The organism is Pseudoalteromonas sp. S1727, assembly GCF_005886375.1.
Lineage (GTDB): Bacteria > Pseudomonadota > Gammaproteobacteria > Enterobacterales > Alteromonadaceae > Pseudoalteromonas > Pseudoalteromonas haloplanktis.
This window is the reverse complement of record NZ_PNDT01000081.1, coordinates 13,779-38,361: the sequence shown is the minus strand read 5'-3', so window position 1 is coordinate 38,361 and position 24,583 is coordinate 13,779. Positions and strand designations below refer to the sequence as shown.

22 protein-coding genes and 1 other RNA gene are annotated in these 24,583 nt (G+C 40.9%); 6 read left to right on the top strand and 17 right to left on the bottom strand.

All coding sequences use genetic code 11. The features are described 5' to 3' along the window. Positions 1–139: 139 nt before the first annotated feature. From nagP to CWB85_RS16760, 4 genes are all read right to left on the bottom strand, one after another. Positions 140–1,441: an N-acetylglucosamine MFS transporter NagP gene (gene nagP, locus CWB85_RS16775; RefSeq protein ID WP_138555503.1), complete on the bottom strand. Its 1,302-nt coding sequence runs from the start codon at positions 1,439–1,441 to the stop codon at positions 140–142. 201 nt (positions 1,442–1,642) lie between these two features. Further along, positions 1,643–4,180, bottom strand: coding sequence for a family 20 glycosylhydrolase (locus CWB85_RS16770; RefSeq protein ID WP_138555502.1), 2,538 nt, complete (start codon positions 4,178–4,180; stop codon positions 1,643–1,645). Further along, positions 4,173–5,051: an ROK family protein gene (locus CWB85_RS16765; protein WP_138555501.1), complete on the bottom strand. Its 879-nt coding sequence runs from the start codon at positions 5,049–5,051 to the stop codon at positions 4,173–4,175. Before CWB85_RS16765 ends, CWB85_RS16770 begins: the two co-directional genes overlap by 8 nt. A gap of 17 nt (positions 5,052–5,068) precedes the next feature. Further along, positions 5,069–6,334, bottom strand: a complete 1,266-nt coding sequence (locus CWB85_RS16760) for an MFS transporter (protein ID WP_138555500.1) — start codon at positions 6,332–6,334, stop codon at positions 5,069–5,071. 283 nt (positions 6,335–6,617) lie between these two features. Here CWB85_RS16760 and CWB85_RS16755 point away from each other — a divergent pair, with 283 nt between their 5' ends. Beyond that, positions 6,618–7,487 carry an AraC family transcriptional regulator gene (locus CWB85_RS16755; protein WP_016708727.1) on the top strand — a complete coding sequence of 290 codons (870 nt, stop codon included), beginning with the start codon at positions 6,618–6,620 and terminating at the stop codon, positions 7,485–7,487. Positions 7,488–7,500: 13 nt separating this feature from the next. Here the strand turns inward: CWB85_RS16755 and CWB85_RS16750 are convergent, their stop codons facing one another. From CWB85_RS16750 to CWB85_RS16735, 4 genes are read right to left on the bottom strand one after another with little or no spacing between them, the layout of a single operon-like run. Continuing rightward, positions 7,501–8,667 carry an FAD-dependent monooxygenase gene (locus tag CWB85_RS16750; protein ID WP_016708726.1) on the bottom strand — a complete coding sequence of 389 codons (1,167 nt, stop codon included), beginning with the start codon at positions 8,665–8,667 and terminating at the stop codon, positions 7,501–7,503. Continuing rightward, positions 8,664–9,848 (bottom strand): 2-octaprenyl-6-methoxyphenyl hydroxylase, encoded by a 1,185-nt coding sequence (gene ubiH, locus CWB85_RS16745; protein WP_138555499.1) that lies wholly within the window; start codon positions 9,846–9,848, stop codon positions 8,664–8,666. The genes CWB85_RS16750 and ubiH overlap by 4 nt, the downstream gene beginning before the upstream one ends. An 8-nt stretch (positions 9,849–9,856) precedes the next feature. Then, positions 9,857–11,182 carry a Xaa-Pro aminopeptidase gene (pepP, locus tag CWB85_RS16740; protein WP_016708724.1) on the bottom strand — a complete coding sequence of 442 codons (1,326 nt, stop codon included), beginning with the start codon at positions 11,180–11,182 and terminating at the stop codon, positions 9,857–9,859. A 21-nt stretch (positions 11,183–11,203) separates the two neighbouring features. Beyond that, positions 11,204–11,767, bottom strand: coding sequence for a UPF0149 family protein (locus tag CWB85_RS16735; RefSeq protein ID WP_016708723.1), 564 nt, complete (start codon positions 11,765–11,767; stop codon positions 11,204–11,206). A 195-nt stretch (positions 11,768–11,962) separates the two neighbouring features. On the opposite strand from CWB85_RS16735, the gene ssrS reads away from it, so the two are divergent. Then, a non-coding RNA gene (gene ssrS / locus CWB85_RS16730) (6S RNA) lies at positions 11,963–12,146 on the top strand. 12 nt (positions 12,147–12,158) lie between these two features. On the opposite strand, the gene CWB85_RS16725 is transcribed toward ssrS, so the two are convergent. After that, complete coding sequence (locus CWB85_RS16725; RefSeq protein ID WP_249314897.1) at positions 12,159–13,082, bottom strand: DMT family transporter; 924 nt, start codon at positions 13,080–13,082, stop codon at positions 12,159–12,161. Positions 13,083–13,231: 149 nt separating this feature from the next. On the opposite strand from CWB85_RS16725, the gene CWB85_RS16720 reads away from it, so the two are divergent. Continuing rightward, positions 13,232–14,122 carry a LysR substrate-binding domain-containing protein gene (locus CWB85_RS16720; RefSeq protein ID WP_138555497.1) on the top strand — a complete coding sequence of 297 codons (891 nt, stop codon included), beginning with the start codon at positions 13,232–13,234 and terminating at the stop codon, positions 14,120–14,122. A 20-nt stretch (positions 14,123–14,142) separates the two neighbouring features. Here the strand turns inward: CWB85_RS16720 and CWB85_RS16715 are convergent, their stop codons facing one another. Then, positions 14,143–14,334, bottom strand: a complete 192-nt coding sequence (locus tag CWB85_RS16715) for a DUF3185 family protein (protein WP_016708720.1) — start codon at positions 14,332–14,334, stop codon at positions 14,143–14,145. A gap of 459 nt (positions 14,335–14,793) precedes the next feature. Between CWB85_RS16715 and CWB85_RS16710 the strand changes: the two genes are divergently transcribed. Next, on the top strand, positions 14,794–15,450 hold the full coding sequence (locus CWB85_RS16710; RefSeq protein WP_016708719.1) for a hypothetical protein: 657 nt from the start codon (positions 14,794–14,796) through the stop codon (positions 15,448–15,450). Positions 15,451–15,499: 49 nt separating this feature from the next. On the opposite strand, the gene CWB85_RS16705 is transcribed toward CWB85_RS16710, so the two are convergent. From CWB85_RS16705 to CWB85_RS16685, 5 genes are all read right to left on the bottom strand, one after another. Then, complete coding sequence (locus CWB85_RS16705; RefSeq protein WP_138555496.1) at positions 15,500–15,937, bottom strand: MBOAT family O-acyltransferase; 438 nt, start codon at positions 15,935–15,937, stop codon at positions 15,500–15,502. Positions 15,938–15,947: 10 nt separating this feature from the next. Then, positions 15,948–16,361, bottom strand: a complete 414-nt coding sequence (locus CWB85_RS16700) for a DUF4019 domain-containing protein (RefSeq protein ID WP_016708717.1) — start codon at positions 16,359–16,361, stop codon at positions 15,948–15,950. 86 nt (positions 16,362–16,447) lie between these two features. Continuing rightward, positions 16,448–18,871, bottom strand: a complete 2,424-nt coding sequence (hrpB, locus tag CWB85_RS16695) for an ATP-dependent helicase HrpB (protein WP_138555505.1) — start codon at positions 18,869–18,871, stop codon at positions 16,448–16,450. 56 nt (positions 18,872–18,927) lie between these two features. Beyond that, complete coding sequence (locus CWB85_RS16690; RefSeq protein ID WP_138555495.1) at positions 18,928–20,790, bottom strand: GGDEF domain-containing protein; 1,863 nt, start codon at positions 20,788–20,790, stop codon at positions 18,928–18,930. After that, the gene (locus CWB85_RS16685; protein ID WP_138555494.1) at positions 20,787–21,668 is read right to left on the bottom strand and encodes a hypothetical protein; all 882 of its coding nucleotides are present in this window, start codon (positions 21,666–21,668) and stop codon (positions 20,787–20,789) included. Before CWB85_RS16685 ends, CWB85_RS16690 begins: the two co-directional genes overlap by 4 nt. Before the next feature lie 189 nt (positions 21,669–21,857). Between CWB85_RS16685 and CWB85_RS16680 the strand changes: the two genes are divergently transcribed. After that, entirely contained in the window at positions 21,858–22,490 is a 633-nt protein-coding gene (locus CWB85_RS16680) for an RpiB/LacA/LacB family sugar-phosphate isomerase (protein ID WP_138555493.1), read from the top strand. 172 nt (positions 22,491–22,662) lie between these two features. Beyond that, positions 22,663–22,860 carry a CsbD family protein gene (locus CWB85_RS16675; RefSeq protein WP_016708712.1) on the top strand — a complete coding sequence of 66 codons (198 nt, stop codon included), beginning with the start codon at positions 22,663–22,665 and terminating at the stop codon, positions 22,858–22,860. A gap of 70 nt (positions 22,861–22,930) precedes the next feature. Here CWB85_RS16675 and CWB85_RS16670 read toward each other — a convergent pair whose 3' ends face one another. Beyond that, positions 22,931–23,686, bottom strand: coding sequence for a hypothetical protein (locus tag CWB85_RS16670; protein WP_138555492.1), 756 nt, complete (start codon positions 23,684–23,686; stop codon positions 22,931–22,933). A 156-nt stretch (positions 23,687–23,842) separates the two neighbouring features. Next, positions 23,843–24,517, bottom strand: a complete 675-nt coding sequence (locus tag CWB85_RS16665; protein WP_138555491.1) for a DUF2971 domain-containing protein — start codon at positions 24,515–24,517, stop codon at positions 23,843–23,845. Positions 24,518–24,583 lie beyond the last annotated feature (66 nt).

Below are 24,583 nucleotides of genomic sequence, written 5' to 3'. Positions count from 1 at the left end.
GCATAAATAAAACAGATCAGTAACCTCAAACTTCAGTGCTTTTTTCGGCTAAACCCGATCTTCAGGCATAAAAAAGCGCGATGTGTTATAAATCGCGCTTTTGCTCACTTACAAACTTTCTTAACGAGCCAACTTTAATCTACTTCCAACTTCTCATTTTATGGCCTTTAAGCGCATAAAATAAGATGAAGATATAACTTGGCAGCATCACCGTATATGCACCTTGAGCACCTAAACCAGCTACGTTACCTAGGCCAATTAATAATGGGCCTAACGCACCACCTGCAATACCCATGATTAATAAACCAGAAGCAGTACCAGTTAAGCGACCTAAGCCAGCTAGGGCTAAGGGCCAAATTGCCGGCCACATCATAGCATTAGCAAAACCAAGTAATGCGATGCATAAAAGCGGGTCTGGTAGTTCAGGGCCACCAAATGGTACTAACAACAGGTTTGCTATAACAAACGAATCATTACTTCCCATAACCACTGCAAACACCGTAACTATACCCGCGATGCCTGACATTGTAAGCGCACTTTGCTGCGACATAAAACGAGGAATAAGTGCAATACCGATGGCATAACCAATCAGCATACACGCCATGGTATATGAGGTCATCACTGAGTAATCAGCAATACCAATTTGCAGCGCATAAGAGCCAATGGTATCTGCTGAAATAACTTCAACTGCAACATATAGCGCAATTGCCACTACCCCCAACACTAAGTGAGGATGTTGTAATGCTTCTTTTATTTCACCTTTACTATTACCTTCAGACTCTTCAAACACTAAATCTGGCAGTGGCACAAGTTTGGCAAAGGCTGCAAATAAGAAAATCAATCCTGCAATCAGCACATAAGGCATTACTAAGCTATCTGCCATGATATCTTTTTGCTGTTGCGAAAGTTGGCCGCTACCATCAACCACGCCAGTAACAACTACCGCAGCAAAAATAACAGGAACAATAACCCCAGCAAATTTATTCAATAAACCTACAATACAAACCCTTACCGCAGCTGATTTTTCAGGGCCAATTTTAACTACATACGGATTTACCGCTGTTTGCAGGATTGTTTGGCCAACACCTATCATTAGCTGTGCGAATAAAAATATTTCAATCATCTGCATTTTAGCGGCAGGAATATACATCAAGGCAGAAGCGGCCATCACAGCACAACCAATTGCCATACCATTTTTATAGCCCACTCGCTTGATCAACATCGCTGAAGGAATGCCTGCAACTGTAACCGCGATGTAAAATGAAGAAATAATAAACGATGCTTGCAGTGGTGATAACACCAGCATTTGTTGTAAAAATGGCGTAATGGCACCATTTAGCCAAGTTATACACCCTAAAATAAAAAACATTGACCCTGCCAATGTCATCGGTAGCCAAATACTATGTTTAGTATTTGCTTCACATTCGACGGTTGCTTCCATAGTTTTATCTCAACAGTTTATTTTAATTAATTATTTTAGTATTTGTGCGAAAATTCTTTAACGGTACAGCAATACTAAAACCATTTTTATTACATAAAATTAATCATACACCAACAAAAATGACAGCGCTATCATTTAAATTTAAATGTGAAAAAGCCGTACGCTTACCTTTCGCACGGCTTTATAGATTGAGTGTATTGATTAATCTACTTTGAGTGCACGCCCCTTGCGCAAACCATTAACTGATATAGCGCGCACTTGTTGCACCAAGGCAGGTTTATTCGCTGCATTATACAAAAGCCAATTACCTACACTATTTTGATACTCAATAGTAAGCCCTGGATACGGCACAAATGCGTCTACACCATTATTAGTAACTCGTGCCGCGACACTTGGTAGGCGGTAAAAACGGCCAACGTGTTCCAACTTCGCTAACTCTTTAAACCCCACCAGTGCAGCAAAACGTTGCCAATCAGCCTCTTTTTGTTGCTGTAAATCAACATTAAAATAATCGCTATGTTGATCATATTTAGTACCCTGTTTATTATATTCGAGTTCCCACGGTGCTTTATGCCAAGCACGTTCTGCCAATGCTAATAATCTTGGGTAGAGCATATATTCTGCTTGCTGATCACTGCGAATTAGCTCTGACCACAAATGCCCTTGCAAACCTATAAAAGGCTTTGTGCGTATCGTTTTACGATCATCAGCACTGTAATGATGATTTCTTACCGAGCGCCAAATTTCAGCATGTGCTGGTAAGTTGTCTGGCATAAATGAGAACACTTTTTGACTATCAATAGCGCGGCTAGCCCAATGATTTCCGGGCTCCTGTGGGTGTGACTGATAAGGAAAATCAAAGTAAGTAACATCCGGGCTTGATAGCACTACATCCCAACCTTGATTAGCATGACGATGAGCCACTTCGTGGCCACTTTCACTAAGTGTTGCCCAAGCATTTGATTGCACATTGTTAGGCATATTGGCAAGTTCCACATCACTCATACCATCACTCCAGCCAGCTACTTTTAAACCTTTACTAGCAACCAGAGCGCTTATTTTTTCAATAAAGTAACCATTAAATGAGTGCAAGGTAGGTTGTTGTGCTTGTAATGCTTTACAGCTGGGCGAATCAAGCCAAGCACCAGCGGTTTCATCTGCGCCAATATGGTAAGTCTTAAACGGCACACCTGCTTTAATATGTAATGTGTTAACTTCATTAAGGACTTTATCAATAAATTGGTACGTTGAATCTAAACACACATTCAAGGTGTTATCGTTATAGTGTTGTATTGAACTATATCGTGTTTTATCTTCAGGCTCTCTCAGCCTATACTTGGCCGCTGCTACGTTATTTCCTTGTGCAGTCAAACGATTAAAGCGCGCCTCCATGGCAACAATCGCTGCTCGTGAGTGACCAGGCATATCAAAAGATGGGATCACTTCAATAAAATGCGCTTGTGCATACTTCAGTATTTCAATGTAATCAGCTTGGCTATAGTAGCCATTTACCGCCGAGGAACTATCCAGCCCCGCGCCTAGCTGCGGCAATAAGCATTGTTGCTCGGTTAAGTCTAAACAACGCTTAGCCCCTACATCGGTCAGCTCTGGCAAATCATTAATCGCTAATCGCCAACCTTCGTCATCGGCTAAATGTAGGTGTAGTTTATTGAGTTTATACGCTGCCATTTGCTCTATGGTATTTAAAATAAATGCTTTAGAGCGAAAGTTTCGCGCTACATCAATATGCATGCCTCTAAATGAGTAACGAGGTGCATCTGTTATGCTTAGCGCAGGAATTGTTAGATCATCAACACTAATGAGCCCTGCAAGGCTTTGCAATGCGTAAAACGCCCCGCTGTCAGTATTCGCTTTAATGGTAATTTTTTGATCTTTTATCTGTAATTCGTAGGCTTCACTGTGCGGGGAGCTTAAACCTAAGCTGATAGAGGTCGTAATTCCTAACTCATTTTGCTTTACTCCCAATTGCGCTAAGCGCCCAAACGCCGCACTGAGTTTTAGTTGCTGTTCATCAAGCCCGATGACGTTAATGCCTTGGCTTAAGTTAACTCCATCACCACTGAGTTTTTGCAAGGACATAGGCTTAGGGATCAGACTAAGCGGCGCCTGTGGTAATGTTGGCCGAGATTCATTTTCGTATAAATACGCTGCGCCCATCCACGGCGTAGCATCCTCTTTACTGATCTGTAATTGATCGAGTGTTAAAAACTCAGCCAAATAAGGTTGTAACTCTAACTGAGTTTGTGGATCTATACTGGTTTTGGTACTGTTGATCACACGACTCGTAAGCCCTTTACTGGCTAATAAGTAATTAGGCATAAATTCAGAACGAGTAATTTGCGAATCTTGTGTATAAAACTCAATACTGATGGGTTGATCTGCTGTGAAACCAGAAAATACAGCGGTTGGTTTTAGCTGGTGTAAATCACCATTGATATGAGTAATACTAAATTGGCTCGAATCAGTGTGATAAATTGGCATTAACTGACTGAAATAAATCGACCACTGATTGCTGTTAATTTCAACGGGTGTACTAAAGGTTAACCGCGATAAATAACAGCTAGCATAAGGCTCTGGGCACTTTTCGGGCTTTGCCGATATCAGTTCATACTGAACTGATAACTGCTGTGCAAATGTATCAAGCGTGTCTTGGCTCAGTGATGTAGCCATAGCAGTCGTAGAGCTAAGGCTACCAATAAGCAGTAAAAAGCTACGCATAATTAGCTCCTAATTGTTGTTTATAATTGATTTCATTAACAAATAAAGCATAACCACCTAGTAATGGTGCATCATCACCAAGTGTGCTGACGCGAATATCTAAAGCGTGAAAAATAATTGGGTTAACTAACTTAGCTAACTGGCCTCGCAAACTCGGTAAGAAGTAAGCTGACGCTTTTGCAACAGAGCCCCCTAAGGTAATAACATCTGGATCAAAGGCTAAAATCACTTGGTTTATTGCATGCGCTAAGTGTTTACCAAACTCTGAAAACTGTGCTTGCGCGTCTACATCATTGGCAAGAGCACGCTCATAAAGCAGCTTTCCCGTTGTGCCTTGCTCAATAAAAAACTGCCCAGAGGTATAGTTTTCAATGATCCCGTTTCGATAAGCAAAACTGCCAAATTCACCCGCTGCAGAGTGCTTCCCTGTATAAAGTTGACCATTTAGTACCACCCCTGCCCCCAACCCTGTGCCCAAACAAATGCCAATTAAATTTGTATCGGCATTAAAGCGCCCTTGGCTGAATTCCCCCATCGCAAAGCAGTTGGCGTCGTTATGAACCAGTACCGGCAAGTTAAAATACTCTCTAAGTAGTGGCTTGAGTTGCACGTTTTTCCAATCTGGAATATTAACGGTTTCGATCACCTCCCCAGTTTCCATCAATACCATACTGGGGACGCCGATAACGATGCCCTGACAACTACTATCAATAACTTGCTCAATAATTTTGCACAAAAATTCATTCATTTGTGCTTTGCTTGCATTACTATCAACATCAAAATAACGTTTTTCAATTACACCAACAGCCGTGACTTTTGCTACCAGTGCTTTTGTGCCGCCCAAGTCGACACAGAGTAAAGTTTGTGACATTACAGCCCCTGTCTATTTTAATGTGTATGTGGTTGAATTTTTTTGTTGCTTGATACTTTTCGAGCAAACTTAAAGGTATGATTTTTCACAAGTGGTGCAGCCCAAATACCAACACTAAAGATATAGCCAAGGGGTAACAGCAAAATCAGTAATGAGAGCTGTAAACTACCACTGAGTTCACTAAGCCCGCCAACAATTGGGGAGGCAAATGCGCCACCAACGATACCTGTACATAAAATGCCTGATACAGCACCATGATTTTGCGACACTGAGTTTAATGCCAATGAAAAAATCACTGACCACATAATTGATAAAAAGAAGCCAACACACGGGAAAGCTAACAGTGCAATTGATGTACTACCAAATAATCCACATAGTAAACTTAGCCCTGCGCCTATGCTAAAGCCCAGCAATACCGTTTTTGCATCGAATAACTTAAGTAACACAATGCCTAATAAGCAGCCTAAAGTCAGTGCTAACCAAAACTGGCTAACCACCTGTGCACCTTGCACTGAGGGATCAATTTGATGATAACGTTGTAAAAATACCGATATAGAATTTGCAACCCCTTGCTCTAGTGCAACATAGGCGACAATCGCAAAGAAAAACTTAAGTACTGTGCTATCGGTTAATAAAGCAATACTTTGCTTAATAGAGACCGGCTTGTTGATAGCTGTATTTTCAAGCCTCTTTATCGGTGCAATGGCCACTGTGATTAACATGATTAGACAAATCACGGCAAAAATCACATACATACTCAACCAACTCATATTCGTTGGCACTAAGTGCATTAATTGGCTGGAAAATGATGAGCTAGACTGAGTTATCGCGCTGTAAACTAACGGTGAAAGTGCCGCAGCTGCGCCAAACATCAACTGAGCAGCAACCGAAAATACCGCAAAATGTTTAGATCCGCCACCCGCTCTCAATAATGGATTAATCGCGACCTGCAAAAATGCCATTGCAGTGCCAATTAAAAAAAGTGCCGCCATCGCGACCAAAAATACCGGTAACCACACAAACAATACACAGCCTATAAAGGCGATTGTGAACGCGATTAACATGACTTTTCTCTCGCCTATGCGCTGTACTAATAATCCCGCAGGAATAGACATCACGCCATAAGCTATAAAAAAGGCAAACGGAAATAATCCTGCTAAAGTTAAACCAATTTTATAGCTATCAATAAGTGCCGGAAAAATCGGCGCTAATAAGTTTGTTATAAACGAAATAACAAAAAAAGTGCACAGTACCAGTGCAACGATAAAATAATGTGGCTTCATTGTTGTTCTACCTAAAATTATAAGCACAGTGGTGATCTCAAATGGTTTGTGGGCATACAAACAAAATGATTCAAAGGGGTGTGATCACCACTCTAAATGGAGTATTTAGTCTGCACCTTGAATAATTTTTATGCGGCACTTATCTATGAAGTTATGATACTTTTCAACTATCGTTAGGGAGTTGATGAATTATCACGCTAATACTAAAGGCGGATACCTAACGCTTGACCACTCTGCTAAAAGCTGTTTTTATCTTCAAAATAATAATAATAAGGAGAGAAAAATGCGGGCTATGTGTGAAAAAGTCATTCCTAATACCAATTCATCATGGCGGTATTGTAAGTATACAATTGATTTTATTCCATTTAATTGGCATTACCATCCTGAGTTTGAAATTTGCTTAACACTTAACAGCCGCGGCGTTTGTCATATTGGTGACTATATAGCACCTTATGCAGAATTAGATTTAGTAATTTTAGGACCTGACTTACCGCATACTTGGCAATCATCCGCTAATCACGATGACAGCCCTCAAGTTGTACATGTAGCGCAAATACCAAAGAAATGGCTCCAACAACAAGTAGCAAGTCACCCTGAATTTGCAGTCTTAGAACCAATGCTTATTACCGCATTTAGAGGTTTAAAGTTTTCCTTATCCACTGCAGTTAAAGCGAAAGCTATTTTTGAGCAGATTGAGCAAGCAGAGCCGCTTGAACAGTATTTGGGGTTGTTTAAACTATTGTACTTATTAAGCAAAGACAGTGAAGCACGCACACTATCGAGCTCAACATTTAACTATTTAGATAAGAGTGACCCAGCACGGGATAAATTTGAGAAGGTGGTTGAATATATTTACCAGCATTACACTGAATCGCTCAGCGCTGAACAGCTCGCTACGATGGCACATATGAGCACTAACCATTTTCATCGCTTTTTTAAAAAGCGCATGGAACGCACATTAACTGAATTTATTAATCAGTTGAGGATCGGCAAAGCCTGTAAAGAATTGATCAACACTAATCGCGCTATTACCGCCATTAGTGATCAGTGTGGATTTAAGAACATTTCTAACTTTAATCGGCGCTTTCTCGCTCTAAAAGGTTCAACTCCTTCGCAATTTAGAAAACGCCTACGGCAAAAATCTCTTGTATAAACAGCTAGTTTTACTATTTCCCTAGCGCTTGTTTTGCAAACAGCTGCTTAATTGGGGCAACATTATCAACCATAGTTAAACCTACGCCACGGACGAATTTTTTAAGTGGGTTAGTACCTGCAAACAGCTCTTTTAAGCCTTGCATCATGGCTATGTGTTTTTGTGCATCTAGTTTACGGGTACGTTCGTAATCTCGCAATAACCGCTCATTGGCAAACTCGCCTTGTTGCGAGCTTAACAACTCAATTAAATAGGCGGCATCTTTAAGGCCTAAGTTCATGCCTAACCCTGCCAAAGGGTGAATGGTGTGTGCCGCATCGCCTATTAACACCACTTTGCCCTCTACCCATTTTTGTGCGTAACGCATTTTAAGCGGGAATGCTGCACGTTCACTTTGTACTTCGCATAAGCCACATTGGCCATCAAGGGCCGCCATAACCGCTTTATTAAAATCTGCATTGTCCATTGCCAATAACTGCTGACAATGCTCAGGACTCGTTGACCACACAATTGAGTGAGTGTTGCTATCAGGCAATGGTAAAAATGCTAATGGCCCGCTAGGTAGAAACACTTGGCGAGCGGTGTAGTTATGGGGCTCTGCTGTTTTTACCGTTGCGACAATGGCGTTATGATCATAGTCTTTAAAAGTGATTGGCAAGTTAAACTGTTTGCGAATTGCTGAATTTGCACCATCGGCCGCCACCAGCAATTTGGCAATAACAGGTTCGCCAGAGTCAAGTGTTATAAATACGTCACTATCGCTTTGGTGAATTTGTTGATAGCGTGTAGCAAACATCAGTGTTGCGTGACTATAGTTTTCGAGCTCTTTGATCAACGCATAACGAATAATATCGTTTTCAACAATATGACCTAACTGAGGTAAATCTAATTCAGCACTATTAAACGCTATTTTTCCAAAACTGTCTTGATCACGTACATCCATATGCGTGTACGCACATGCTCGCTGAGCGATAATTTCAGGCCATACATTGAGTGATTCAAGTAACGCTTGGCTAGCTAAGCTCAATGCACTCACTCGCAGAGCATAATCAGCCTCAGGTAACATTTGCTTTGCTGCTGCATCAATAACCACCACGCTGATATTTGCTTTAGCCAATCCTAGCGCGAGAGTTAAGCCAACGCAGCCGCCACCCACAACACATACTTGCGCTTGTTTCATAGTCGTTTACCTTGTTTAACTTGCCCCATTAATTGCTTGGCCAGTGGGGTTTTTAATGAAGAACATAAATCCATTGAGAATAAACCGCAACTACGCCCTAAAGCGAGTAATCGCGAGCTATTTGAAAATAATCGAACTAGCCCATCGGTCAAGGTCATCACTGTACTTATATCTTGGCTGCGTTGTTTGGCGTAATCGCGGGTAAACGCATAACTCCCCAGCGGCTGTTTGCTTTTAACAAGGTCACACAATACTTGTACATCGCGCAGGCCTAAGTTAAACCCTTGTCCTGCAATGGGATGAATTGCATGTCCTGCATTACCGATCAACACAGTGCGATGCGCGATTAACGACTCGGCGCGACCATATACTAACGGATAGTTTGCCCGCATACCGACTTTAGTGAATTGCCCAGCTCGATAACCAAATGCCGTGTGTAGTGCTGTTAAAAACGCGTCGTCAGTGAGTGACATATGCTCACTCACTTGCTGCGGCTGCATACACCACACCAATGAGTAACGATTCTTGCTCATTGGCAACAGTGCCATTGGCCCCTGCTCCGTAAATCGCTCAAAAGCATGGTGGTGATGACCATCTGCAACTTCAATATTGGCGATGACTGCCCCTTGTGAATAAGCTTCGGTCGTAAAATTAAGGTTGGCTAATTGCCGTGTTGGCGATTGCGCACCATCGGCAATTACCACTAACGCGGCTTGAATTTGCTGCCCAGAGTTTAGAGTTATAGCGGCATAGTCTTGCTGGTAACTTAAACTTGCCACACTGTCGGGGCAAAAAAGCTCCGCCTTGGAGTGCGTTAGTAACTGGTGTAAAGAGCGGCCAAATGGATTAACCTCAACCACATAACCTAATGCCGATTGGTTAAATTCTTGGCAATCAATATGGGTTTTACCAAAATGGCCACGATCTGAAACCGTCACGTTCTTTATCGCAGTCGAGAAACTCGCTGTTGGGTTGAATAGATTAAGCTGTCGTAAAAATTGCACTGACTGCTGAGCAAGTGCAATACTGCGATCATCAAAACTGGGGTGGTGCTCAGCAGCAGGGTTATTCGCTTCAATAACCGCAATGCTCAGCGCTGGTGCTAATTTCGCTAAACTCAAGGCACAGCTCGCGCCAGCTAGACCACCACCTATAATGACTACATCAAACTGCTTTGCCACGTTTGCTCCTAGCCCTTGGCCATGTTCATAACGGCCTCTATCTCACTAATGCTTTTTGGCACACTAACAGTTAAATTCTCGTGGCCTTGCTCAGTCACTAATAGGTTATCCTCAATACGAATACCAATACCTTTATATTGCTCTGGCGCTTTGGCATCAAGGCTAATGTACAGCCCAGGCTCAATTGTCAGCACCATGCCAGGTGCAAATGGGCGCTCTTTTTCATCTTGTTTGTAGTCACCAACATCATGCACATCAAGGCCAAGCCAATGACCCAAGCCATGCATATAAAATGCCTTACAGGCTTGGTTATCAAGTAGCTCTTGTAATTCACCTTGTAAAATCCCTAAGTCCAGTAAGCCTTGAGTTAATACCGTCATCGCTAATTGGTTCGCCTTAGATAAGCTGCCACCGGGTTTAACTTCAGTAAATGCCGCTTCTTGCGCCGCTAAAACAATGTTATAAAGCTGCGCTTGAGGTTCACTAAACTTGCCATTAACTGGGAAGGTACGGGTAATATCAGCCGCGTAACCTTGTAGTTCAGCCCCTGAGTCAATCAATACTAAGTCACCCTCAGTGAGCACATCGCTGTTAGCGGTGTAATGCAATATATTGGCGTTATCGCCGCTACCAACAATAGTACCGTAAGCTGGATGACGAGCACCGTGCATTGCATAATGGTGATGAAGCTCTGCTTCTAATTGATATTCAGTAGCGCCAGCTTGAGCAAATTGCATCGCGCGAATATGGCCTTGCGCACTGATCTCGCATGCTTTGCGCATAATTGCTACTTCAGCTGCTGATTTAAACAAGCGCATTTCATGCACTAAGCCACGAATATCTTTAATGGTGTGCGGTGCTTTGTAGCCTTTTTTAGGCGCGCCACGCAGAGTATTTAATAACCCCCACACTTTGTCATCAAACTGCGGATAAGTGCCTTGTGCATAAAATAAAATCTGCTGGCCGTTCACCAAATTCAATAATTGTTCATCTAGCTCACTCAGTGCACAGGTTTGGTCGAATAAATACTCTGTTTTTGCTTTTTCAAAACCAATACGGCGACCATGCCAAATTTCAGCCAATTTATCTTTATTCAAACAAAACAGTGTACTGGGTGTTTCACTGCTTGGACAAAGAACCAATACAGCATCAGGTTCATTAAAACCCGTTAGATAATAAAAATCACTGTCTTGGCGAAATGCATACTCGGTATCACGGCTACGAGTCACTTCACTCGCACCAGCAATGATAGCCACGCTATTTGGATCCATCATCGCTAATAAACGTTCGCGGCGTGCTTTAAACTCTGCTTTATCAATACTCACTGTCGGCATACTCAACTCTGTTTTAGCAATTTAATGGAGTGTTTTTTTAGTGCTTTTTGCTGCTTGCTCTTGACCTAACTCTGCAAAACATAACAACGCCGAAACACGCACATATTCAACCACTTCATGCAGAGCTTGGCTGTCTTCTTCAGTTTCATCAAACATAGTGTCTAAGCGGGTAATTTCGCTAAAGTCGCTGATCACTTCTTTGACATCAGCCGACAGTGTGCCGTAATCTTTTTGTTTTAAACCAAAACCAAGCATAAATCCGGCCACCCACGAAACTAAGCCATTGGCTTGATCAATTAAGGTTTCATCATCGCTTGGTAAAAATAAATCAAATTGAAATTCTTCGTCGTTAAAACTGGCCACTACCTGCTTATAAATCACCGCAAAAAATTCTTTTAGGTCGTGGCTAAATGATTGACCATCATTAAATACATCGCTTAATAGTCCGAGGTACTCTTTGGCTTCAATATTCAAACCACAGGCGAGTAAGCCACTGATCACACCATGGGCTTCTGCAGGAGTGACAAAAATTTCGTTTTTCTCAAGTAATAATTGAGCTTGTTGGTAATCTGGTAATTCGTTCATGCTGGCATCTTTCGCTTGGCTAATTAAGTTAATGCTACCACTCGATAAATAGCAACTCCAATGAAAAGTATGATTGAGGTCAAAAAGCAATCCAAAAAGTAAATGCGCCGTTACCAGCGCCGAAAAACTACGCAAACAGTATAAGTTTTTTCAATTTGGGGTGTAAGGAATGGATTATGTCTTATATACTGAAGTTGTTCCCTAGGGTGTTGGAGCTTGGTTAAGTCCCTGAGCCGATAAATTTTATGTTAGGGTTTCTGTTCGTCTACTATTGTGCAAGCTCGGCATGTACCGAGAAGCCTACGGTAAACCGCAGATCCCCGCCCTGAAACCTTATGGTTTCAGGACTGACACCGAGTGCCGCATACTTGGGGAACACCTTCCTACCCTTTTAGATTATTCCTTTTTGTGCTTTATCCCGTTTAAAATAATGTGGCGCAAATGTGTTTAACAATGTAGCAAGCACTATCAACCCAGTCCCTGATATTTGCATCACACTCATTGACGTATCGAAAAACATTAATTGAAACACCATCGCAAAAATTAAATTTGTGTAGATCAACGGCGCCAGCTCTGAATTAGAATCAACTAAACGATACGCCTTAGAACGAAAGAACTGCGTGGATGCTGTCGACAACCCCAAAAATACCAATAAAAGTGGGATCCCTTGTTCAAAACTAACCAGCAACTCTAAGCTATGTTGATATTCATACTGACTTGTAAACATCAGCATCACGGGTAATACCAATAAACTCGCAATTGCAAAACACCAGCCATTGATCACCAACACGGGTAAGTCAATCTTACTGGCTTTAAATAATGCCACTTGCGAACAGCCATTTAAAAACCCCGCAGCTAAACCAATTAATAATTCCCAACGCCACGTTATCCCTTGCACGGTTAAATTTTGCATCGCGACACCAATGATCATCAACATTAAAGTCGGCATGACCAGCCAGCTAATTTTGGTTTTATAAAAAAACCGCTCTAATAACGGAATAAATAGCGGTCCTGTACTAAATAACACCACCGCTTCAATTAACGTCAAATGACTTAATGCCAGCATAAAACAACTTTGACAGCTGGCAATAAAAATAGCCCGTAGGGTAAATGCTCGCACCGCTGCTTTATCAGGCACAACCCAGTGACTGCATGCAGCGAAAATTAGCATTACTAAGGCAGGTAACAGTAAGCGTAGCATCACTAAAATAGCGTCACTAAAATGAACCGTTAAAAACTTTGACAACAAACCGTTCAACGCTAAAGTAAATGTGGACAACAGCATAAACATACTAGGCCGTAATATAGCAACCATAACACCCCCACCCTCAACCAAAAAATGCATTTTACATTGAGAATAATAAGCTTAAGATAAATATGGTCGCTAAAGTAGCGTGGAAGCAGAAAATTAAAAAGCGAGTAATAGTGTACAAACCTGTAAGTAAAACTTAATAAAGAGAAAGTATGGCTCATTCGATCCCATTAAAATCATTACACAGCTTTGTTGCCGTGGCGCAAACTGGCAGTATGGTGCTTGCCGCACAGCAACTACATATAAGTCATTCAGCGGTAAGCCAAGCAATAAAGTCACTTGAGTCACAACTCAATACACCGTTATTTAACCGAGTGGGTCGTCGTGTTGAATTAAACGATACAGGTAGGCGTTATTATCAGCGAGTACAGCCTGCTTTGCGCGAAATTATCGCCGCCAGTGATGAAGTTTCCAAAGCACAAGCCGATAATCATTTAACATTAAACATGGTTAATTCTATGGCGCTACATTGGTGGATACCCCGCGTTGCAGAGCTACAGGCCTATGCACCCGAGCTGGATGTGCGCTTATCTAATTTAGTTGGTGGGTTTAACCTAGATCATCAAGGGGTCGATGTTGCATTAATTCACGGTAATGCCAATGACTGGAGTAACTACGCGTGTGAAAAGTTAGGTGATGATGAACTCATTTTGGTATGCAGCCCACAGCTACTCGATACAACGCAATGCCTAAAAACCATACTGAGTAAGTACCCTGCTATTTTTGTTCAAAACCCGCGTCGGCATACCGATTGGCAAGTTTGGTGTGACGCCCAAAAACTCCCTTTACCACAGCAGCATAAAAACTTAACCTTCAATATATCAGTGCAAGCAACACAAGCGGCTATGCGCCAGTTAGGTATACTGGTTACCCATAAACAGTTTGTAAAAGATGATATTAAACATGGCATGCTGGTGCAAATAGGTGAACCTATTCTAAATCCTCATCAACAATTTCATTTTGCAAGCACAAAAGAAAAAGCAGAAAACACGAAGATACTGCAGCTCAAACAATGGCTTAAACTGCAATTTAATGATGGATAAAAATAGCAACTGAGACCAATTTAACCTTTGACTTTGAATGCACCAAGCACAATACACACTGCCCCGCCAACCATCGCGGCCCAAGCTTCAAGTGGTGTTTCGCCATTGAGAGTACGAGTTATTTGCGCACTCGCTGAGTCATAAATGTCATACCCCCAAAAAGCTAATGCAACACCAATACAGATCAGCGCAATACCAATTACTTTTTTCATTAGAATTCCTTTAAAACTCAGTGGTAAGAATATCTAAAAATACGCTATGGTATTGATTAAAGCAAAATTAAAGTAATGATCTGAGCAACAAACTCTATACAAACATTAATGGAGTTCACTCTTAATACTCCTTCAACCTCCCAATTAGTTGACTCACTTTCAATAATTAAACAGCATAAACATTCCCTGCATACAATATAAATACAGTTAAAACATAGCGTTACAATATAACAAAACATTGATATTGAATATTTTTCATCTTCGTTTGACCATCCCTATATCAGCAACAAGCCACTCTATTTGTACCTTATATTTATAAGTCTGCCCTATTTTTAATTGCACATATAAAAATAAAAAATCGGCACCTTTAATTGCTGCAAAATTTACGCATTGCTTATATAACAACCATTTGTATAATCGCCGCCCTAGGAAGCTAAACACTATTAAAAAGGACCCCTTATGAATGCTTATCTAAAGAAAACCGTTGCAACTATCTCTCTTGCGGCATCACTTGCTTTAACTGGCTGTGTATCAACAGAACTTAAAACAAACAACAAATATGAACTACCTGTAGAGTTTACAACCACAAACCCTGCAATGATTTTTCCGGTTTCACTGCATGGTGTACCAGGAAATGATACTGAAGTAGGTTTAGCAATCACAGCCGGTGTTGCTGGTAAATACGGCGCATCAGTTATTTCTGCGCAACAACTTTATAGTGTGGTGGGTAACCTTTCATGGACACTAGGTGAAAGTATCCGCCGTGGTGCGAATAAAGGTGATTACCAAATTAACTATTACGGTGAACAAATCGCAACTGATTTACAATACTCAATGGATAAGTTAACCAAAGCACTAAAAAGCTCAGGTGCAATCAAAGATAAAGACTTTTCTTTTGAAAACGTTATTGTACTTCACGTAGATAGCACGGGCGGTATTCCAGTACCAGGTGTAAGACGCGTTACAGCATTTGGCGGAATCATCAATGTGAAAAACCTAGAAGTTATTTCTTACATTGAAAAAGATCTGGTTTTAGGTAATGACCAAGATGCTATTTTGGCGCAAATGCCACTCGAGATGAATGCCATTGTTGAAGAACTGACTGGCAAGAAGTAATACTCAATGCCTTGTACGTAACCCCGTGCAAGGCATTAATGAATTGAAATTAAAAGAATAAATCCACAAGCAAAAAACTCCCCACAATATAAATCAAATTTATAGCAGCCCTTGCAAACCAAGGAAGTTGGGGGAAACTGAGTTTAAATTGCAGGCTTACCAGCGCACATCCACCCATTAAGATAAACCACGGCGTAAAGAAGTAAATAAACCGCCACTTAATAAGCATTACAGCCAAGTCATGCAGTGCCCCACTAACAGCAAACGTCACTAATACCGCACACCAATTAGGTAAAAAATCGGCTATTGGTTTCATCACGAAGCGCGATAAATAGTAGCTCCAAATTGGGTTCCAATAACGCCAAAAGACATAAAACGAAGGGGCCCCCAGCGAGCGCTCGAGCATATTACGCATTGAACCTGAGGCTCCCAGCGCCACACCTGTTCGTTTCTTAACATATTGCGACAACGAAATAGCGATACTCATTTTATGAGGCTTATTGAATAAAATAGCCAATCACTTGCCACTGCTCAGCTGATTTTTTTAGCGTCACCGTTTCAATAGAGTCCGCTTTATTTTCAAAATCAGTTTGAAACTCTAAAATGACATACTCACCATCAGGTAATTGTGGGATAGCAGTTAGCTCTTGACGACTGATACCTTGGCGGGATTGAACTTTACCAAGCGGAGCACGCACTTCCTCTAACTTAGATACCCAAAGCGCCTTAGGTACGTTTTCTTGAAAAAACACCCCCGCCTGTTGCCAACTATTTGCGTATTTTCCACTATCAACCACTTCTAACCAACTCGTAGCTGGAGCGATTTCTGTTGCAACATCAACAACCTTTAGCGTCTGTGCCCAAGTGAGTGTGCTTATAAATAAACATAGAACAACAATTATATTCTTCATTTCAAACTCCTTGTTTATGCAATCAATAAGTATTTAACTTACCTTTTTTTGAACCATAAATCACGACTTTATAGTTAAACTTACTTTCACATTTTACTTTTTACTTTACTGGTCGCGATACTGGTTGCTGGGTTGTCTGGCCAAAAGTGCTTGGGATATCGGCCCTTCATTTCTTTTTGCACATCGCGATAACTAGTTTGCCAAAAGCCAGCAAGATCTTGCGTAAGCTGTAATGGTCGCCTTGCTGGTGAAAGCAGCTCCATTAATAGGGCAAGCTTGCCTTGTGCGAGTAATGGCGTACTGGTCATGCCGTATACTTCTTGCATCCGCACACTGAGTTTTGCAGGGCCATCGAGTTGATATTCAATACGAATATTTGAGCCACTCGGCACTGTTAATCTAAGTGGCAATAACGCCTTTAAAGCTGATTGTTGCTGCCAGTCAAAGACATTTTGTAGTGCCTCGCAGTAATTAAACTTTTTAAGCTGATCAAGCGTTTTAATATCTTGTAGGTATGCCACAAGCCAGATATCGGCACTGTCAATGAGTGACTGCTCAGTAATGGCTGGGAACTGCTCTGGCAGTAATTTACTGGCTAAGCGCATGCGAATAAGTAACTGCTCACTCTCGCTTTGTTCATTGAAAATACTAAAACTATGCTTTTTAAACATGTTAAGCCATGCTTTAGCTCGTTCACTTTTATCAAGCTTTTGCTGACTCGGCTGACTGCTAAGAGTAATAGCCCCTAACTTTATTTCATCTTGGTGAATGAAACGCCCGGCTTTTTCGTCGAATTCACAACGGGTTTGCTGGTAAAACAAATGCCCAAGTTCGCTTTCAATTTCAGCTGGTGTAAATGCAACACCCGCAAACACCCGGCCTCCTTTGTGCCCACCCATACTGGCAATAGCGAGATAATCATCGTTATGCCAAAACTCTTCACTAAGCTCAGCGCCAGCACCATTTGCAAGTAAATAACCATTACCTCGTTTTTTCGCGAGCCTATCAGGGAATGCAAACGCGACCAGCAACGCTAAGTATTTGGTTTTTAGCTCTGCTACGGGGCTGAGTTTTAAGCGCTTTAACCAATAATTAAGTTGTTGTTTAAATATGGGATGTGGCCGAGCATGTTGGCTATGTAGCGCTAGATTCAGATCAGCTGCATGGCTAATGCGGCTTTCCAATAACGCCACTAAATACGCTGCTAAACTATACATCCCCGGCATGCTCGACTCTAATTGCTGCGCCTTAATAAGCATATGCGCTAAGCGAATGTCAGTACCAAAACCGAGCATCTGTGTACCAAGGGCAGTGAGCTTTTCTTTACCGTCGAGAGCTTCTAACATTTGGAGTAGTTTAGTTGCTTGCTGAACTTGTTGTTGTGCAGGTGGATCTAACAAGCGCAAATCACTTAGCTCAGCGCCCCAACACTTTGCCTCTAATAATAATTGGCTTATATCAGTGCTGACTATTTCTGGCGCATCATGACTATTACGTCGCTCAAAAGTTTGCACAGAGCCAAGCCGATATACTACTCCGGGCTCTACACGCCCAGCACGACCAGCCCTTTGTATTGCTGATGAACGAGAAATACTTTGCGTTATCAACTCAGTTACACCTGTTTTTAAATTAAAACTGGCAGTACGACGTTTGCCACTGTCAACTACAACTCGAATACCTTCAATGGTTAAACTTGTTTCAGCCACATTGGTAGTCAATACGATTTTTCGCTGCCCACTTTTTGCCGGTGCAATAGCAGCTTGCTGAGTCGCCTTATCTTGCTCACCGAATAAGGTGAACACCTGACAGTCTGTAGGTAATTCTGTGAGAGCTTGCTGTACACGATTTATTTCTCGCTGACCGGGTAAAAATACCAGTACACTCCCCACTTGTTCATTGACCGCCTGAGTGATTATTGCAGGTATTTGATCGAGCCAACGGCTTTCATCTTTTAATGGAATATACACTTCATCAATAGGAAAACTACGCCCACTTGACTCAATAATCGGGCAGTCAAAAAACTGCTGATAACGCTGCCCGTCAAGAGTTGCTGACATCAATAGAATAGTTAAATCATCACGTAGTGCAGCCTGTGATTCCAGCGCAAAAGCTAATGCAGTATCAGCGGCGAGTGAGCGCTCATGGAACTCATCAAAAATAAGTAAATCAACGCCAGTCAATTCAGGGTCGTTTTGTAGCATTCGCGTCAACATGCCTTCGGTGACAATTTCAAGGCGAGTATTAGCGCTGACTTTAGTTTCTTGTTTGATCCGTAAGCCAACACTTTGGCCAACATTTTCATTCTGGCAACTAGCTAAATAGTTGGCGATATTTCGTGCAGCAAGACGCCGTGGTTCAAGCATTACAATGCGTTGGAAATGCCCGTCACGCATTAGCTGCAATGGCAACCACGTTGACTTACCCGCTCCTGGCGGCGCTTGTAATAATGTCATCGGCTGAGTTTTTAGTTGGGAAACTAGCTGTGTATAAATATCTTCAACGGGTAGCACACGTTTTACCATTAATAACCATTTTGCTGATTATACCCAAACCACCTCAAGATACGTTAAAATTTCAGCTTTGCGGTAATATTACTATAGCTTTGTAGTTCACCGGCTAACAGATATTTACGATAATGCTTAACTACATCATCACTTTGCCAATGTGTTTTTTCTGTTGAAGGGGCTATACCAACCCATGCATTGCGTTGATTTTCCTTCGCTAAATACAATGCTCCATCCGCCAGTTCGATCACTTGTTCCCAGTTAAATAACTCCGGCATCGCAGCTATAAAAGGATAACTGGCAAACCCGACTGAACAAGTACACTGCAACGACTCATCATGGTTTAAAGTAAATTGATGATCTGCAACCGCGTTACGCACGCGATTTAGTGTATGTGCGGCTTCATTAAAGGTGAGATTATCCATTACTAATAAAAACTCTTCCCCGCCCCAGCGGATCAATAAGTCGCTATCACGGCTGTGTTGTTGCAGTATTTTTGAAAACTGCTCTAACACCTGATCGCCCGCCCCATGGCCATGACTATCGTTAATTTGCTTGAAATGATCTATATCTACCACTGCAAAAACTAAGTTTTGCAATTGCGCAGGCGGGAGTAAATGATTTGCTCGTGCTAATTTTGCTAGTTGCTGATTAATCACACTAAAAAAGTAGTGGCGATTATGTAACCCCGTTAAGCTATCTGTATAACTCATTGTTTTTAAAAGTTCATTACTTTTAGCAAGTGCATGAGTACGCTCAGCAACTTGTTGTTTTAGCGTTACTAAATAGCGCTGATTTTGCCAGCGCCAATAGATAAATGCCAAGCCGCACATAATCAAAATACCGGCTAATAACCAACGTTGTTGCTGTAAATGGTGGTTCTCTATTGTTTGCTGTTGCTGTAATAAACGTTGCTCTTTTAACGCGTTATCTTTACTCAAAAGCAATAATTGTTGATTTTGCGAATCAAATTTAAAATGAGCCTCTAGTTGTAATACCTTATTATTGCGTCGCTGTAAGCTTAATGCATCTTTGCTCAGCGAATATCGATTCAAATAACGATACGCCAACTTAAATTCTTTTTGCTGGCGATAAGCACTTGCCACCAAAAACTGTAATTGTGCCTGTTCTTCTAAAAAACGCGTATTATAACTATTTGCAAGCTGTGATAACGCGGTATGAATGGCCAACTTGAAATTACCTGCTTGCAAATAGCAATTAGCCAACGCCAAATAATATTGTAAACGAACACGTTCTTGTGACTTACTGATCTGGGTAGGATCAACGTTAGCTAACATCGTCTGTGCAGCTTGATAATCGCCAAGTTTAAGGAGGATCTGCGCGTGGTTGACCGCAACTTCATACATGGTGTCACCAATATTTGCTGTCACACTTTGCGCTTTATTGCTCGCTGCTAATGCTTGATGATAACTCCCCATTGCCAAGTAGATCTTACTTTGCCAAAGGTACATTAGTGTGGTGTATTCTGAATTATCACTTTTATAATAATCAATAGCATGGTGTATATACTGCTGCGCCAAACGAAAACGCTCTAGCTCCATTTCTAAATGTGCTAAATGTAAATAAGCCCAAGCCGTGTACTTTTTATTTCCTGCTGATTGCGCTAATTCCAGAGCATAATTATTAAGCTTTACACCTTCTTCAAATGCCCCATAACGGCGCTTGACCATGGCTTCAAATAAGTAACTTTCAACCTCAATTTCCAACGCCTGTTGCGATACAGCTAATTGCCGCAATTGGTGAATGTAACTCATAACATGCAGCATGTTATCGGCATCAATATCGGCTTTAAACTTAGTGTAATAGTGCTCTAATTGCTGTTTATCTTGCGCTGTCGTATTTGCAAAAAGTTCACCACCATACATCAGAAGTACGAATAAAAATATGCTTTGAAAATTTATCATTGCTTAGTAACTATCATTTGCTGATTTACTACTTGCCAATCTTTAACCTGCTGATTGATAAACCCTGATTGCTGAAATGCCTTATTGATGATGCCGCGTTGTCGCAAAACGTTTAAACCTGTAAACAGTGCTTGAGCAACCTCTTTACCCTGCGGATGATTTTTACTAACAACAAAGTGCCGAGTATCAGGTAATACGACTTTTACGTTTTTAATTGGTGTAAATAAGTGCCCTTCATAGTTTAAATCCAAGTTCGCACCGACACTAAAATTAATCATCATTGCATCAACCACGTTCGCTTTAACCATAGCTAACATCTCCTCCCACGGACCAATATAGCTAATTGCACTCATCGGAGTGTTAATGAGCGCCCGCCAATCAACATGCCAACGCGGGTTGACCACCACAGTTAGCTTATTGAGTTGTGATAATTGTAATTGTTGCGCCTGCAAGTTATCAGCAGAGACATATAAGCCCGCTTCATATTGGCCAAACTCAATAACAGCATCACTCACATAAAGCGAGCCTCGGTAATTTAAGATGTCTTCATGCCACATACTGCGCGCCAGCATTAAACTAGTCCCATCAATTAAGGCATCAAACTCAGTATTCGCAGCCCAAGGTTGCGCCCGAAACTCAACAGGCCGAGTTTCACCTCCTAAATAAAGCGCTTGTTGCAGTAAAATCATTTCCACAATTTCAAGATGAGAACCATCCGTATTGGCTGTAAAGTCAGTAATACTGAGTACATCGCGACCATTTAAAAAAGCGCTATAACGCTCACTAAAATTTTCATTACTTAGGATATCAATAACCAATGCTGGCTTTGCAGCTACACTACTACTAAACAACATAAACAAATAAAAAACATACTTCATAGGAAAGCCCTGAAAATAAAAAGTCATTGCACCTACAGGCCACAGTGACTAATTATACAGCAACAACGCACAAACTGTTAACCTGCGTTAAATTATGTAATCGGCCATCTATTACAGTTGCCCGTATTTACCACCGGTAGCAAATACAGCTAGAATCGACTTAACACTAATTAATTTGGGTAGGACTAAATGAAAATTGCATTAATGAATGAATTCAGTCAAGCGGCTAAAAATCCAATCGTACTTGAGCAATTAAATAGCGTTGCACAGGCGCAAGGTCATCAAGTTTTTAATGTTGGAATGGATGGCGATAACGACCACAGGTTGACTTATATCCACCTTGGTATAATCGCCAGCTTATTATTAAATTCTAAAGCAGTAGACTTTGTTGTGACAGGTTGTGGTACAGGTCAAGGAGCGCTAATGGCGAGCAATGCATTTGCGGGTGTCAACTGTGGATACTGTATTGACCCATCTGATGCTTATCTATTTGCACAAATAAACAATGGTAATGCCCTTGCTTTACCATATGCCAAAGGATTTGGTTGGGGTGCTGAGTTAAATATTAAATATATTTTTGAAAAAGCCTTTACCGGTGAAAAAGGCCAAGGTTACCCAGCTGAGCGTAAAGAGTCACAAGTGACTAATGCGGGGATCTTAAATCAATTAAAAACAGATGTCGCTAAAGATTACTTAAGTGCACTTGAAGCCATTGACCCAGAGCTGATCAAACAAGCCATTGGCGGTCCACGTTTTCAAAAGTGTTTTTTCGCACATTGCCAAGACGACGCAATTGCGGCATTTGTAAAAGCGCGTATTTAACGTCGCAATAATTACACACTTTGCAGTAACTATTGAACATCGTTTATCTCGGCCCACTTCACTTTAAATCATAATAACTTGATTTAACTTAAAAAATAGATGTTTACTAATTTGGTATAGCGTTTGCAATTTACTAATTGAACAAATCACTTATCTATACAAGGAGTAAATTATGAATAGCGATCGTATCGAAGGTAATTGGAAAGAACTGAAAGGTAAAGCGCAACGTAAATGGGGCGACCTTACCAACGATGATTTAGATAAAATCGAAGGTAGCCGTAAAGAGCTTGTTGGCAAAATTCAGCAAGCATACGGAAAATCGAAAGAAGAAGCTGAGCGCGAAGTGAGTGATTTTGAAAAAAGTCACTAACCTAAAAGCCAACTAAACGCTTTGATAAGAACCGCCAGTTGGCGGTTTTTTATTATCTGCGAATAAATTTTTATTTAGTCATGATCACATCTTCAGATAACAACAATTCATCGTCTTTGTATACTTCAAGCCTGCCCGGTGGTGAGTTCTCGCAACCAATAACCGATACCTGTAACACGTACCTGTAACGGCCATTTTTAAAGGTGTAGCTATGATTACCGCCACTGCCTTCAAAATTCATCTCACCATTAAATAACACACTATCTGGTTTATCACTGGTTTTTTTATCAATGTGCCACGATGCATACCGATAATTATTATCCCCTAAATCATCAATACGCATACGGTATTTAGTCGTCTGCCACTTTAATACTGGTTTATCAAAGTTATTAAGGCTTGGATGCAGCGCTTGCTTATCAGCTGCTATTAAATTTTTAACCAGCAACTGCTCTTTGGCTGTTTGATAATTAACCCCAATAATTTTACCATCGGTATCAACCCAAACGAGCCCACTATTTAGCATAATGCCGCGCCAACCTACTTTATCCCAATCAGTATCAATATCTGAGTCAGCAATCTGTTTAATAAGCGTTTCATCAAACACGTCATCAAATCGCTCAACCAACTCAGCTTCATTATTAATAGCAGGCACTGGATAGCTGCGTTTTAACGGATAACTCACCAGCGCAGCAACCACCGCTTTATCATCAGCTTTAAACGCGGCAATAATAGGTGAAATATTCTGATGATACTGCTGCTCAAGCGCAAACGTATGCGATGCAAAAAGTAGAGATAGGCAAAGTAATATATAATTTAGATATTTCATTGATAGTTCATTATTTAAAAAGCTAGAAATTAGAATCGTTTATATTTCAGGTTTGTTTGACGCAAATATATGGTGACTAGAGATAATTTTGTTCCAAAATATAGAACAGTAGTTAAGTCTCAAAAACTAAGATTAAATTTTATATGACTAAAGCTACTATTTCTTATATAAAACTTCTTGAAATCTTAATTGGTAATATTTTGAGTCAGTCTCAGCTTTATATAACTTTATTTTTCCAGCAGAAATCCTTAGTAACTCCTCTGATATTTTTTCTTTTAATATATCACTAGATCTTAAGCCTAAATACACTCCATCGATTGCGCCTACTGGATATTCTAATAAATTAATACTTTCACCAAAAATATCATTATTGCCAACCAGAGGTTCAGACTCTAAATCTGAGGCAAATATACGCTCTTCTTCCTCATAGGCCCAATCGATAGGCTTTTGAAGCAGTGTTTTATCGAAGTTAAACTGCTCTTCTATCGATATATACCCATTTAGGACACCTCTTTCTCTACGGTAAATAACTGGCTGTGCCTTCGAGAAAAAGTTGTTTTTTCTATTAAACTCAATACAAAACCCGGTGTGTGAGGCTGCATAGTGAGACCACATTAATAAATTCCCACTGTTCCTAGATAGTGAGAGAAAAGTCATTTTTTTTCTACATTCATCATGCCTCTCATGTGGCTTTTTTAGATTTAGTTCATAATCTCCCAGCATCATAGATGACTCAAACGGATCATTTACACTTCTAGGGTAAGAAAACCTAATTCTCCTGTTAGTTAAAACATCTAGCCTATCTTCTGATAAGTACTTATAAAGCTTCATACGTTAATTTCCTCGAAAATAATATTTTATAAACCAACGTTCGGTTATCACACACTGAGATGGTAA